This is a genomic window from Pristimantibacillus sp. Z349TD_6 (assembly GCF_056173205.1).
The window spans coordinates 954,175-967,601 of sequence record NZ_CM149662.1 but is presented as its reverse complement, the minus strand read 5'-3'; the positions used below and the strand labels follow the sequence as shown (position 1 = coordinate 967,601).

Below are 13,427 nucleotides of genomic sequence, written 5' to 3'. Positions count from 1 at the left end.
AATCATTAGTAATGAACAATGCAGCTAACCAGAAGGATTCCAGCTCTTCTCAGCTTCGCGTAAAGGATAAGGTAGCGGTCATCACTGGGGCTGGCTCCGGCATTGGACGCGCTGCCGCGCTGCGTCTCGCACAGCAAGGTGCAAAAATCGTTCTTCTCGATCTCATTCACAACCGCACTGAAGAGGTAGAACAAGAAATAAAGAAATTAGGAGGCGAGTCCTTCTTCATCGATACCGATGTTGCCAATGCTGAACGGATGCAAGAAGCGATCCAAGCTGCCGCAAAGCATTTCGGACGGCTCGATATTGTGTTCGCTAATGCGGGCATTAACGGCACTCTCGCCCCTATCGAAGATCTGTCGCCCGAGTCATGGGATGAAACGCTAACAACGAATCTAAAGGGAACCTTCCTTACCGTCAAATATGCAATCCCTCATATGAAAAAATCAGGCGGGAGCATCATTATAACGAGCTCCATTAACGGCAATCGTGATTTTTCAGGTGCCGGCATGGCTGCATACAGCTCCTCCAAGTCAGGTCAGGTCGCTTTTGCCAAGATGGCTGCTCTAGAGCTTGCCAGATATAAAATACGTGTGAATGCCATTTGTCCTGGAGCCATTCAAACGAACATTGGGGAAAACACCCATCGCACTCCTCAAGTAGATAAAATCACCATACCCGTGAACTACCCTGAGGGCAGCCAGCCTCTTGAGCATGGTCCCGGGCAGCCTGAGCAGGTCGCCGATTTAGTGCTATTTCTAGCATCGCAGGAATCCAGCCATATCTCAGGAACCGAAATTTACATCGATGGGGCAGAAACCTTGCTATAGAAAAAGAAGCCATACAGGGTTGGAATGCCTTAGGGATGATCCCTAAGGCATTTTCTACTACGCTAAATTGAGGGCTGAATCACATCACTCTGATCACTTTTTCGTATCAGCTGCCAAGAGAGCGTGGATCGTAACCAGCGCTGCTTGCTCCAATAGTTCAGTTGAACGATTCGGATCGATTTCAATGACTCCGGTCTGAGGGTTCCGAAGCGTCGTCCACACCTCATCCGCATAGTTCTGTATATAATCTTTATACTTCGATTTTTTGTTCATGTCATCCAGCAGCAGCAGATTTTCAAAAAAGATTGAATTGAAAATAATCGGCTGTGTGTAGAGACGTGAGCTGCCATAAAATTTCAAAGCCGCATCAGCGATGCTTACTGCTTTGTTCAAGTACGATTTTTCACCTGTTGCTTTGTATAAAAGCACGCTGGCTCCAATCATCGTTCCTTGATTATAGGACCATTGTGTTTTATTAATATTCCCGTTTAGGTCAATATGGTCCCAGTAAAGTCCGTTAGGCGCCAGCATGCAGTCATTTACCCAGTTATACATTTTCTTCGCCCAGTCTAAATAGTATGTATCCTTGCTGATTTCATATAAATACAGTCCTATTTGAGCGGCAGGTGCATTCGATACGGTATTCCGATCCTTGCTCCACGATGCCTGTGTCCAAAAAACGCCGCCAGGGCAAGCATGAGAGGCATCCGTGTCCCAGCCGGATACTTGCAGCTCAAATATTTGCTTTGCTCTATCTAAAGCTGCAATATCACCAGTAATTCGGTAAATTTTTATAAGTTCTATTGCGATCCAATCATTATCATCATAAAAGATGTCCCCGCCTCCGCCAAGCGGTGCGCGTACGTAAGAATCGTAGCCTGCAGGTGTCTTCGTGTCATTCCAATATGCAGCTAGACCATCTAATCGATTCTGAATGTCGGTTTTGTATTTCTCGCCAACCGCAGGTATATTCGCCAAAGCTACGGTTGACTGCATCGTTCCTGCATAAGGCCAAACATAGGAGTATTGGTTGTTCCCAGCATGCGGGCTGTTCTCGCTGTAGAGCTTGGTGTCTGGCTGATAGAAGTAGGTTTGTAGAGCCTGATAAGCCGCTTCAGCCCGTTCTGCATTTTGATTTTTATTCGGTTTGGCCCAGACGCTTTGACCGGACGTCATTAATAAAACAACAATCGACAATGCAACAAAACGGAACGTCTTTACTGGTTTCGGTGTACTCATGATATACCTCCCAAGGATCTACTTAGACTACTCTATTTTAATCCAGACTTCTCCAAAGCTGCTGCCGTTTCGAGCAGGATCACGCCGCTAAGCTGTGTGCTGAGCTCGATTTCTTCTTCAAGCGATTCATCCCACCGTTTGCTGAAAAGAATATCCCCCCGGCTCGCAACGCTGCTCCATAGGGACGATGCGTTTGCATACAAAACATCTGCTACTTCACTTCCGCTGCCGCTGCCCATCGCAAGGGCCAGCTCGCCTGCGTAACGAACAAAAATGCCTTTAAACAAGCCAGCATCCCCGCCGCCTTCTGCCGGTAGGACATTAGCTTCCTGCGAAGCAAACTCCTCCACAGATGCCTGCCATGTCCGAATGGCATCTTCAAGATAACCATTTTCACCCGTAATTTTGTACAGCTCAACTGCCGCTCCAATGAATACGCCCTGGCAATAAGTGAACTTCCAATCCTTATCGATAGTTCCATCGCCTAGACGGTTAGCGCCATCCCACACGAAACCGCTTTCAGGATCAACAAGCACAGCTTTCAGCCAATCGTAAATCTTGATTGCCCATTCTAAATCTTCCTGCTTGCCGAATACCTGATATAGACGTGCCGCCAAAATAGCTGCAGGAGCATTAGCAGGCGTGTTTTTATAGTCAAGCTGCGTTTTCTGCCAAGCAATTCCGCCGCCGACATGGTCATTCCATCCCGTCTTAATATCCTCCCATAGCAACTTCGCAGTGTGCCCGTAGGTTTCATCTTGATCAATCAAATACGCGCGAAGCCAACCAATTGCCATCCATTCCATATCATCGTATAGATTGTTAGGCCATTCTCCGCCGTTTCTCTCCAGAAGGCCTTGGTGAAGCATAGCCAACCTTTGCTTATAGATGGAATCACCCGTACGGTTCCATCCATCCACCTGCGTTTCAACCGCATGGGCCATCCACCAGTAATGAAAAATCGTGTTGCACGCTCCGCCTGGACATGGAGTCTTAATGTCATACAAGCTGATACTTGGGTTCCAGAACCGAGAATCCAATGTTCGTTGAGCCTGCTCCGCTCTCATATCCCAGAACGCAGCTTTTACGTTGTTTGCCATCTTCCTCTACCTCCGTTTCACTTTGATCCATAAGATTTCCCGCGAAATGCAAATTGCTTTAACACGGGATTACTTCCTCTTTGAATTTGTACAATATAAAGCACTTTCAAATAATATACTATATTTCACATGTTAATATGTCAATATGTCATCTTCACATTTCGGACTGTAATTTTCTACAAAAAAAGGCCGTTCCAAGAGCCATATTGGCAGCTCTAAGAAACGACCCTTTATCCTATTCTGACGTTAGATAGATACCGTAGAATTTCCTTGAACAATCTCGTGCTCCACAATATTGTTTAATTCCGTAGTCTCATTATTCCAAACACGCTGTAATATTTCGACAGCTCTCCTGCCTGTATCACGCTCGTTCTGGCGAACATGAGTAAACAAATAATCGCCAAACGGCTGACTCGGAGAGTCAAAGCAAACAATTTGATAGTCTTCCGGAATCCGTTTCTTTAGGGACAACAGCGCTTCCCGCAAAATAAGAGCAAGATTATATTCCGTAACGACATACGCATTAAGATCCTTATTAATTTCCACGAAATGGCGTACCGTCTCAATATCATACTGTACTTTAATCGTTTGAAACGACTGCGGCAAAGAGCTGTATAGATTCGTCATAATATGCTCAGGTTTAGGTGTAAACCCACGCTGCATGCACGCATCATTAAAACCTTGTATTCGGTCTTCAATCGTCGTCGTATTATCTGCAGGCGTCGATAAGAAACCGACATGCCGGCCCTCTTGATTCAGGAGAATATTCGTAAGGTCGAAGGCTGCCTTTCTGTTGTCTGTATACACAGCGGTAGCCGCAATCCCCTTCAAATATCTGTCTACTAACACAATAGGGAAGCCGTTTAATACGAGTCTAAGCACTTCAGCATTATAGTGTTCGCCATGGCCCGGGAATACGACAATGCCATCTACGCCCAGCTTCACAAAAGCACGAATAGCAGCTTCTTCTTCCTCACGGTTATCGTAAGTCAGCTTCATCATCATGACGCAGCCACTAATCGCGCATTGCTCTTCTATTCCGCGAATAAGATCAGCACCAAACGAATCGCCAAAGTCGGGCAGAATCACACCAACAATGCGCACAACCTCATCTTCCAGCCTCGCTTCTACGCTTTCTGACTGCTTCTGCAGCTTCGTTTCTTGCAGATCAGGCAAAACCTCCGCCACAAAGGAGCCCTTCCCTTGTATTCTCTCAATGAGTTTATACTGCGAGAGCATCTCCAGCGCTTTCTTAGACGTAATTCGACTAACGTTAAAATGGGCAGCAAGTTCTTTTTCCGAAGGAACACGCTCCCCTTTTTTTAATTCGCCGTCATTGATTTTTTGAAAAATATAATTATAAATCTGCTCGTATAAAGGATTATCCATTAGCCGACCTACCTTGTCATAGTATCTTGATATATCAACTATACAACTTTATTATCACGACATCAATATATGAAAAGGCGAAATGGAGCAACGGCGCTGCCGTCGCCCCGCTACGTCAATACTAACTTATTCCGAATCTAGTCTTTCTATTTTGGCTGCAGCTTCTATTAAGAAAACTCCGCTCAATTGCACGGATATATCCAGAGGCTCCTGATGAGGCATATCCCAAGCGGGGCCAAACAAGCCAATTTCCTTCGTGCTGCCTTTCGAGAGCAGTGTATCCGCATTATGAAAGATCATTTCTTTAATTTGGACGCTTTCGTTGACTTCATACAAATGGATCAGATAACGAATGAATATGCCTTTGAACAGTCCACCGTCTCCGGTTCCTTCTTCCTTCATCATTCCGGTCTCAGCAACCGTATGATATTTCATAGCCGAGGCAGCGGTTTTCTCCGCATCTGCCAAATACGTCTTGTCATTTGTATGCTTATAAAGCTCAACTGCCGCGCCTATATAAGTGCCTTGATTATAGGTGAATATCCAATTTTTATTGACATTAAGATCACCATTCTCTTCCAGCTTAAGGCCATCATACACAAGACCGCTTTCAGGATCAACCAAATTTTTCTTCTGCCAATCATATATTTTTTTGGCCCATTCCAGATCTTCCTTATCGCCAAAATACTCATACATCCTGGCAGCCAAAATAGCTGCCGGCCCGTTCGAGCATGCATTCCTGCTGTCTCGTTGATCCTTCTTCCAAGCCATGCCGCCCAGCTCATCTTCCCACCAAGCGGTCTTAATATCATTCCACAGCTTTAGAACATAACCTTTAACCGTCTCGCTTTTGGTTGCATCATATAGCCTCAGCGCTGCAAGAGCGAGCCACTCCATATCATCATAAAATTCATTAAACAATGACCCATTTTTTTTAATAATGCTTTTGACGATCCCCTCTGCCCTATCGGTATAAGCAGCATCACCCGTTCTCTCATACCCATCCATCATGGCATCCACGGCATGTGCCTTCCACCAATAGTTTAGGCTCTCCTCGCGTTCTTTGCTATAAGGATAAGCGTTGTTCATCAGCTTCCCATTCTCATTCCAATAATGCTCGATGAGCTTCTCTTCTGCCCATTCCGCATGATTATTGTAATTTTCCAAGCGCTCCTCATTTCCATTGCAGCCTGTCAAGAAAAAACTGCCGACAAGCAGCATGCATATGCTTTTCATAAATTTCACCTCATCCGTCCCTTCTTCTTGCAGGCTTCCGCCTTTTAACCCACAATTCCGCTATGTTCAATACCCTCTACGAGGTATTTTTGCGCGAACAAATACACAATGATTAATGGCACAACAACTAATAAAGACATCGTGTTCGTTAAGGTGGCGGTCAGAGGCTGACCCTGCTTCAGTCCAAGGGTGGCGCCCTCCAGCATCAAGCCTTCAAATCCGACCAGCAGTGAATTCGATAACAGCTTGAACTGGCTGAAGAACATCGAGGAATAGAAGCTATCCGTCCACTGCCACGAGAAGGAAAATACAAAGATCGTAATCATCATGGAAAATGAGAGCGGAAGAATGATCATGCTGAACGTCCGAAACAAGCCCGAGCCGTCCACATAGGCCGCTTCCTCTAGTTCTTTCGGTATTCCTTTGAAATATTGCCGCATGATCAATATATAAAGCCCATTTTTGAATCCAAAACCGATCATCGATAAAATCGCCATCGGCCACATCGAATCCATCAGCCTAACTGTTCCTCCTGTAAAGGTAGACATCAGACCGAATAAATCAAAGAAGCTAAACTTCATATAAAGAGAGATCATATACGTTTGCGGCGGAATTAAAATCGTAAGCACCACTAAAGAAAATATGACGCTTTTCCCTTTAAAGTTAAACCGCGCAAGCCCATAGCCGACCATCGTACAAACCAGCATTTGAATGATACCGCTTAGAAAGGATATGCCGAACGTGTTCGACAGCCCTTTAAAAAAGGACGTATATTCGATGACCGTTTTGTAATTAAACCATGTAAACTGCCTAGGGATGAAGCGCACCGTGCCATCTATCAAATCCTGCGGGCTCATAAAGCTGTTAGAGAGCTTTACGAGCAGCGGATATAAGATAAGAAACGCCAGCCCAATGAGAAGCAAATAGCGAATAACCGACCAGAACAAGCCATTTATTGCATGCAGATTTAAATATTTAGCCCGCATATTTTTCACTCCCTATTCTGATAAAAGACGAATCTGCTGACAAAAAAGCCAATGACGACAAGGAATACGGCTGCTACCAGAAAATAAATCCATGCCATAGCCGAGGCTGTTCCATATTGGCCAAGCTTCATCGCGTTCGTAATGCTGTGCATAATTTGGTTTTTGCTTCCCGTAAAGGAATCAATAATCGAATAAATAATATTGACCAGAATCAATGGACTGATCAGCGGGAATGTAATTTTCCAAAAGCACTCCCAAGCGGAACAGCCTTCGATTTTGGCCGATTCGTAAATGGAGGAAGAGATTGCCTGCAGTCCTGCCAAGAAAATAAGAATTTGCACGCCTGAACTATTAATGACGGCAAATATATTTTCCGCAGCGCCAACCGTTATATTAACGAGTGCCGGACTGAAATCCAGCATTTGGAACATATATTTTTTAAGCTCCAGATTGCTGAACATCCCGCCTGCCGATTCTGTCACGATAGACGCGCCCGTATCAAGCCCTGGGATACTCTGATAAGCATTCATAATCGAGTTGCTTAAATCAGCTTTATCAATGATTCCAGTTGCCAAAATAACGGGCACGAAAAAAATCGCTCTAAAAATTCCCCGGCCCTTCATTTTCATATTTAACAAAACGGCAATAAACAAGCTGTACATAACGATAATCGGAATATCGAATAACATGTTCTGAACAGCACCGTAAAGCTGCTTGTTAAAGTTAGGGTCCACTCTTAAAATTTGATGGTAATTGTCCAGCCCAATGAATTTTTCCGAAAATCCGCCTTGGGTTAGAAGATTCACATCCATGAAGCTAAATCGCAACGAATCAATGAATATACCCAGAAACAGCAGGAGAAATCCGAGTACAAAAGGACTGACAAAAACCCAGCCCATCAGATCCCTCTTCTGCGTCACGGTTAGCCTAAACCTTTCTTTTTTGTTTATGGCTGCAGACAATTTGTTCATTGCCGGTGATCCTCCTCGCTTGGTTTAAGGATTAATGACCGCGTAACCCAATCCATCTACTGCGGTACCCTCAACCTCAATTCCTTTATCGCTGTAATTAACAATAATCGCTGTACCATTTTCATAAGTTGTTTTGTAAACCTCTTCACCAAGCCGCTCATGATTCACGATCGCCTGATCCTGAACATGCTTCAATACATTGTTCATTTCTGCATAGATGGCTGCAGCGCTCTCCTCCCAATCATCAAACTGGGAAGCGTACAAATCATCGAACAACGAAGCATCCTTCAGTAGGCTGTTCTCCCCGTAATTCAACTTGAAATAGACACCGCTGCCGTATTCCAGAGCTTTCAAAACAGCCGGACGCAGCTCGCTCGCTAGGTTCAAGGCTTCGCTCGCGTACCCAATATAGCCATGCAGCGCGATTTGAATAAATGGTACCTGCGCATCTGCTATCGAGAAAGAGCTGTCCTCATCAGGCAGGTTCAAAATATGATTAACATAAGGAAAGGTGTACGCGTTTCCGTCGTCTGTAATAATATCCTCATAATCCTCTTTTGCTTTAGCTAAAACGTCTGTCGTTATTTTTTTTGTGTCCTGTCGATTGATTTGAGCGCGGTTCTTAAAGTTGGAGTTCAAGCTTTCTCCCATCGTCGATAAGGAAAGTGCCTTTAAACCAAGCGAATGATAATCTTTGGAAAATTTATTGTAATAACCTGAAATTTTGTCCGGATTAATTCCCCACACGCTGCTCTCATACTCAAGCGTAGCTACATTGAACAACCCTTTATAGCTAGTTTTCTGAAACAAGGAACGAATGCTGTCCTTTTGCGGCTTAAAGCCATCGAATGCTTTATTAGAAGAAACAAATAGCATATCCACATCCGGGAACACCTTTGCCCCCAGCTTCTCCGCTTTCTCTGACAGCTTGCGCAGTCCCTTTGCACCGCCGAGCACGGACTCTACCTTCATTTTTGTAGGTGCGGTATGGCTCATGCCTCCGTTATACCATCCGGTATAGCGAAACTTAATGTTTTGGATACCGCTTTGCGACAGCTCATCCAGCATTAGTCCCGCTTGATCGAAGGAAGTAACTGCCACTTGGCTGCGAAACGGAATACCCAGCTTCCGCACCATCTTATCGACAGAACCCATCGTATCCAAGTAGAACGGAATGTTCTCTTCGGCGCTCACTTTGCTCAAGCTTCCTTTATCAACGAGATACTGACGATATGCCTTTGCCATTCCAACGTAATTTGCATCGTCGCCTGTAAGGAAGAAGTACTTCATGACGATGTTGCCGGTATAAGCATTTTTCTCGTAAATAATCCAAGGAGCCTGTTCAAAAGCATTTTTGGCAATAAAAGAGTCTTTATTTCGAATGGTGAAGTTAGCATACGCCGTGTTATAGGAGTGATTAATGCCGCCCATAACGCCATTAATATCCGCTACCGCATCGCCCTCTTCAATAACCGAGAATAGCGCTGCTCCATCCTTCTTGATGCCAAACACCGGCGCTCGAAACTCTTGTTTGAAGCTGCCTCTTGGCGACTGCGTTAATGCATAATCCGGCCCGTACATTTTCCCTGTCGTTAATAGCGTATTTTTGCTTGCATCATTATTGAAATTGAGGAGCGTTCCCGAGCCGTCTGGAAGGAATACATACCCCTCCTCGCCGGTTTGCCCTGCACCGAAATAATTCAGCAAGGAAAGCTTCACAAGATTAAAACGGGATTGATCATATTCAATGCCGCCGTTATAAAGAGTGACCGATAGACCGCCGTCCGCAAGCACGTAATCAAGACTCATTTTAAAATAAGGGAATACGGAATCATCTCCGTCAAATCCAACCTCGGCGTAGTCCTCCTCCTGCTTCTCGTACGTATAACCTGCTTCCTTGACGTAGTTTTCCAACACTTTCTTGTCCCGCTCCTTGACGGAGGTTTTCAGCACATAAATATCTTCTTTCTCCAAAACAGGGTATTTCGCGATCAGCTCCTTGCCTTTGCTCCCTTCTACATCAGCACGACTGTAGAGGATATAGTAGGCTAATAGCTTCTTCTTATCCCGATCAGCTTCCATATGATCAAGAACATTTTGCTCAAATTTGGACTTCGTAATTTGACGCGGCAGCAGCATGCGCTGTTCCTCGCGCCCGATAACCATGTCCACCCTTATGCCGTTATCAATCTTGCCCCAGCTCACCTGATCCAGCTTCATCGCATGCGTGTAGCTGTTCATTTCCAAGTCGCCTTCTTTGCCTTGCACATTATAGACAAGCTTGACCTGCGACATAAGCTCCTGCTTCATCGCATCACTGGCTTTCGGGTCTTCCAGAGCACTTGGCGGGTTGGAATAAAATTTGCTTCCCGTCGCTTTATCTTCAACCGCCACGCCGCCCGATTCATTATCGAAGTACAGCAGGAGGCGATCATTCTCAGCAGCAAGTGCCAATCCGCCATCCTTTACAGCTTTTTTCATGTTTGGCGGGCTTGCTTTTGCTGCAACTGCTGTTTCTGCTGTTGTTGCTTCAACTGCCTCCGCCGTTTTCTCATTTGTCGGTATCCCGAGCGTAATGGCAACCACTATGACCAATAGCCTAGAGATAATCCCCTTGGCATTCATATCGCTGACCTCCTATCCACCATCTTGTTCTACAACCGAAACGTAATTTCATTGATGATCGTCGTAATAAAGGAATTCATATTTTGCAGGATATTAATGAACAGCACCGTAAGGAAAGCAATGAAACCCATTCCTACTATTGAAATAGCAGAGGTATAGAAATTCTTGAATGGACTGTAATCATTGGTCACCAATACACCTATAAATATGAGCCCGAGAGACCAGCCTAACGCTAGGGTTGTAAAAAAGGTAATAAACTGCTGCTCTTCCAAAACAACGATGTTGCTGAATAGGGTGACAGGAATCGTAATAATCACCATTGGGACTAACGAATAGGAAGACGCGATAAAAATATCTTTAAGGCTTCCTTCACCATCCATCAATGTTGTAAGACCCCAGTTTGCACAGCACCATAATCCAAATGGAATAAGGACGCTAAGCAGCGTATCCCAAAGCTCAATAACACGCCAGTCGGAAGGGTACAATATGTATCCGCCTGCCAGCTGTTTAAAGATGTCTACAGCCATAACGGCTGCAACAATAATGACAGCGGCACGAACGCTGCCTCGTTTCTCATGCTTCAAATCCCAAAACCCGTCAAACGGATGGAACATCACATGGAAGGAATAAAGCAGCTCTTCCCACAGCGTTCGCTTGCCGGGCTTTCTCCAGCCTGCTGTGTTGACCTTCTTGGCATATTTGAAAAATCTGTACACTAACCATAGAATGGCTGCTGCGACTATTGGAATGAGGATAATAAATTTGCTTACTATTTCTTTCCGATACTCCGCAAAAGCTTTGAAATAATGATCCCAGTCATTAGCCAGCTTGTAATTATGCATCGCTTTCTTGTATTCTTCTTTGCGCATATTGGACTGCGCCACACCGGAATACGCCATCTCAAGCGTCGGATTCATCTTCAAAACCCGCTGCCATGCAGCGATGGATTCATCGTAATTGCGATTCTTGCGATGATGAATCGCCGCTGCAATGTTAGCGCCGTATTCGGTCCGCCTAAATACAATCAGCTTGCTTGAATCCTTATCCAGCACAAGCAGATTATTACTCTGGTAAGCGAGTGCTGAAGCGCTTTGGAACACGCCGTCCTGTGTTCCATATCCTCCAAATACATAAAGAAGATTGCCATTATCGTCGTAAGTAAAAATCTTATTTTGCGAAGAATCGAGCGTGCTGTAAGCCCCGTCCTCTGCCAAAGCTACATCAATAAAACGTGAAACCTTGTCGGTTGTTTGAATATCTCCAGCAGGCGGAAAAGCGCCATTTCGTTTCAATACATCGATGCCTGTATTGTTCAGCCGCTTAATTGGCGCATGCTTGCTCGATTTATCCCGGTTAATGAGCGCGCTGTATTGGTTTCTTGCGTGGATCGCACTGCTCGTAACATAAGCGAAGCCAAGCTCATCGATCGTAATGTTGTTGTACTCGGTCGGCACGCTTTTGGCCGTGCGGCTCTTCTGCTCCTTGGTCGTCACCAGCTTCCAGAACAAATCGGACACTTTGGGCACTACCTTCTCCGCTCCGACAAAACCCTCGAATCCGCCGTCAGCATTCAGAGCAATAACACCCATGTTTGTGCTCTTCGAAATCACATAGATAAGACCGGATGGATCAACACCGATTGCTGATGGCTCGTAAATAAAGCCGGCAGGAAACACATCCGAATCCGGTGCCTCCAATATTTTCTCTACGCTTCCATCCTGATGAAGCACGACGATTCTAGCGTTTTTGGAGTCGGCAACGTAGATCAGCCCCTCCTCTGACACAAATATGCCGCTTGGCGTGTTGAACTGATCCTTCGTCACGCCGTCTTCATGGACAAACTCCGTAATTTCTCGTTTTATTCGGTACTGTTCATCGAGAATAATAATTCTGTTCGATCCCGTATCTGCGATATAAACCGAGTTATTGTTGTCTACAAACAAATCCAGAGGCTGGTTCAGCCCAGCGCCCTCGATTCCCATCGCCTTGGCGTTTAACACTTTGCCTGGCACATAAGCGTCAGGAGAAACGAGATACTCCCCGTCATAATCATAAAAATAGGTTTTATATGGAACCATGGCGGAAGCTGATTCAATACCGAAGCTGCACAACAATAATAGTGCGGCCAAAAACAAAATCCACTTTTTTCTAACCACCGCATTCTTCCCCTTCCATGCCTATTCTTTCATGCCTGATGCAGACATGGTCTCTATAATCTTCGACTGCGAGATGATAAACACGATGATAGGCACAATCATCATCAGCACCGCTGCAGCCGATCCTGTCCCTGTACGGGCAATTCCGCCGGCTAAGATTTGGGACAACGCATAGTTTAAGGTTTTCAGCTCCTCGCTTTGGATGAAGTGATTCGCGCCGATTCCCCACAAACCTTGCATGGAGAAGATGATGAGCGTCAGCCAAGCAGGCTTAACCATCGGCATAACGATTGACCAGAAAATCTTCCATTCGCTGGAGCCGTCAATGCGAGCCGATTCCAAGATGGCGTCGGGAATCATCTGATCCATAAACTGCTTCATGAGATACAAACCGAGCGAGGATGCAAATGCCGGAACAATAATAGCCTGATACGAATCAATCCAGCCTAACGAAGAAATGATGATAAAGTTCGGTATTTGGGTAACGACACCGCTAAACATAAGCGAGAGCACGACCGTGCTGAACATGATTCCTTTGCCAGGAAACTTATGCTTGGATAAGACATAAGCGCATAAGGAAGCGATGACCACATGGCCAGCCGTACCAACAGCCGTTATAAATACAGTGTTAAAGATATACCGGCTGAAGGGCACCCATGAGTCGCTCATGACTGCGAGCAAATCTCTGAAGTTATCTAGGGTTGGGTTATTTACTAGAAACCGCGGAGGGAAAAACCAAATCTCCTCCAATGGCTTAATTGAATTTGAAATCGCATATACCAGTGGCAGCATCATAAAAATGCCAAACAGCAGCAAAAACAAATAGATGCCAAAATCCGCAAAAAAGGAACGTTTAATGCCGCTCTTGCTTCGATGAAGCTTGATTTGAATCACT

General features: G+C 45.2%; 10 protein-coding genes. 1 reads left to right on the top strand and 9 read right to left on the bottom strand.

The window, feature by feature from the left end; genetic code table 11:
* The first annotated feature begins 11 nt into the window (after nt 1-11).
* Complete coding sequence (locus AC0VYE_RS04190; RefSeq protein ID WP_076268844.1) at nt 12-830, top strand: SDR family oxidoreductase; 819 nt, start codon at nt 12-14, stop codon at nt 828-830.
* Between the two features lie 93 nt (nt 831-923).
* On the opposite strand, the gene AC0VYE_RS04185 is transcribed toward AC0VYE_RS04190, so the two are convergent.
* From AC0VYE_RS04185 to AC0VYE_RS04145, 9 genes are all read right to left on the bottom strand, one after another.
* Entirely contained in the window at nt 924-2,069 is a 1,146-nt protein-coding gene (locus AC0VYE_RS04185; RefSeq protein WP_475446246.1) for a glycoside hydrolase family 76 protein, read from the bottom strand.
* Nucleotides 2,070-2,101: 32 nt separating this feature from the next.
* Entirely contained in the window at nt 2,102-3,169 is a 1,068-nt protein-coding gene (locus AC0VYE_RS04180; RefSeq protein ID WP_475446244.1) for a glycoside hydrolase family 76 protein, read from the bottom strand.
* A 246-nt stretch (nt 3,170-3,415) separates the two neighbouring features.
* Nucleotides 3,416-4,558 carry a GntR family transcriptional regulator gene (locus AC0VYE_RS04175; protein WP_076268842.1) on the bottom strand — a complete coding sequence of 381 codons (1,143 nt, stop codon included), beginning with the start codon at nt 4,556-4,558 and terminating at the stop codon, nt 3,416-3,418.
* Between the two features lie 126 nt (nt 4,559-4,684).
* Nucleotides 4,685-5,794, bottom strand: coding sequence for a glycoside hydrolase family 76 protein (locus tag AC0VYE_RS04170; protein WP_083682122.1), 1,110 nt, complete (start codon nt 5,792-5,794; stop codon nt 4,685-4,687).
* Nucleotides 5,795-5,838: 44 nt separating this feature from the next.
* Complete coding sequence (locus AC0VYE_RS04165; RefSeq protein ID WP_475446242.1) at nt 5,839-6,780, bottom strand: carbohydrate ABC transporter permease; 942 nt, start codon at nt 6,778-6,780, stop codon at nt 5,839-5,841.
* Between the two features lie 5 nt (nt 6,781-6,785).
* The gene (locus AC0VYE_RS04160; protein WP_076268840.1) at nt 6,786-7,751 is read right to left on the bottom strand and encodes a carbohydrate ABC transporter permease; all 966 of its coding nucleotides are present in this window, start codon (nt 7,749-7,751) and stop codon (nt 6,786-6,788) included.
* A gap of 24 nt (nt 7,752-7,775) precedes the next feature.
* Nucleotides 7,776-10,376 carry a DUF5696 domain-containing protein gene (locus AC0VYE_RS04155; RefSeq protein WP_475446240.1) on the bottom strand — a complete coding sequence of 867 codons (2,601 nt, stop codon included), beginning with the start codon at nt 10,374-10,376 and terminating at the stop codon, nt 7,776-7,778.
* 29 nt (nt 10,377-10,405) lie between these two features.
* Complete coding sequence (locus AC0VYE_RS04150; RefSeq protein WP_475446238.1) at nt 10,406-12,532, bottom strand: YIP1 family protein; 2,127 nt, start codon at nt 12,530-12,532, stop codon at nt 10,406-10,408.
* 21 nt (nt 12,533-12,553) lie between these two features.
* The gene (locus tag AC0VYE_RS04145) at nt 12,554-13,426 is read right to left on the bottom strand and encodes a carbohydrate ABC transporter permease (RefSeq protein ID WP_430055165.1); all 873 of its coding nucleotides are present in this window, start codon (nt 13,424-13,426) and stop codon (nt 12,554-12,556) included.
* Between the last annotated feature and the right edge of the window lies 1 nt (nt 13,427).

Bases quoted from the DNA above. Each gene is read 5' to 3' on its own strand.
- AC0VYE_RS04190 (WP_076268844.1), top strand. From the start codon at position 12: ATGAACAATGCAGCTAACCAGAAGGATTCCAGCTCTTCTCAGCTTCGC.
- AC0VYE_RS04185 (WP_475446246.1), bottom strand. From the start codon at position 2,069: ATGAGTACACCGAAACCAGTAAAGACGTTCCGTTTTGTTGCATTGTCG.
- AC0VYE_RS04180 (WP_475446244.1), bottom strand. From the start codon at position 3,169: ATGGCAAACAACGTAAAAGCTGCGTTCTGGGATATGAGAGCGGAGCAG.
- AC0VYE_RS04175 (WP_076268842.1), bottom strand. From the start codon at position 4,558: ATGGATAATCCTTTATACGAGCAGATTTATAATTATATTTTTCAAAAA.
- AC0VYE_RS04170 (WP_083682122.1), bottom strand. From the start codon at position 5,794: ATGAAAAGCATATGCATGCTGCTTGTCGGCAGTTTTTTCTTGACAGGC.
- AC0VYE_RS04165 (WP_475446242.1), bottom strand. From the start codon at position 6,780: ATGCGGGCTAAATATTTAAATCTGCATGCAATAAATGGCTTGTTCTGG.
- AC0VYE_RS04160 (WP_076268840.1), bottom strand. From the start codon at position 7,751: ATGAACAAATTGTCTGCAGCCATAAACAAAAAAGAAAGGTTTAGGCTA.
- AC0VYE_RS04155 (WP_475446240.1), bottom strand. From the start codon at position 10,376: ATGAATGCCAAGGGGATTATCTCTAGGCTATTGGTCATAGTGGTTGCC.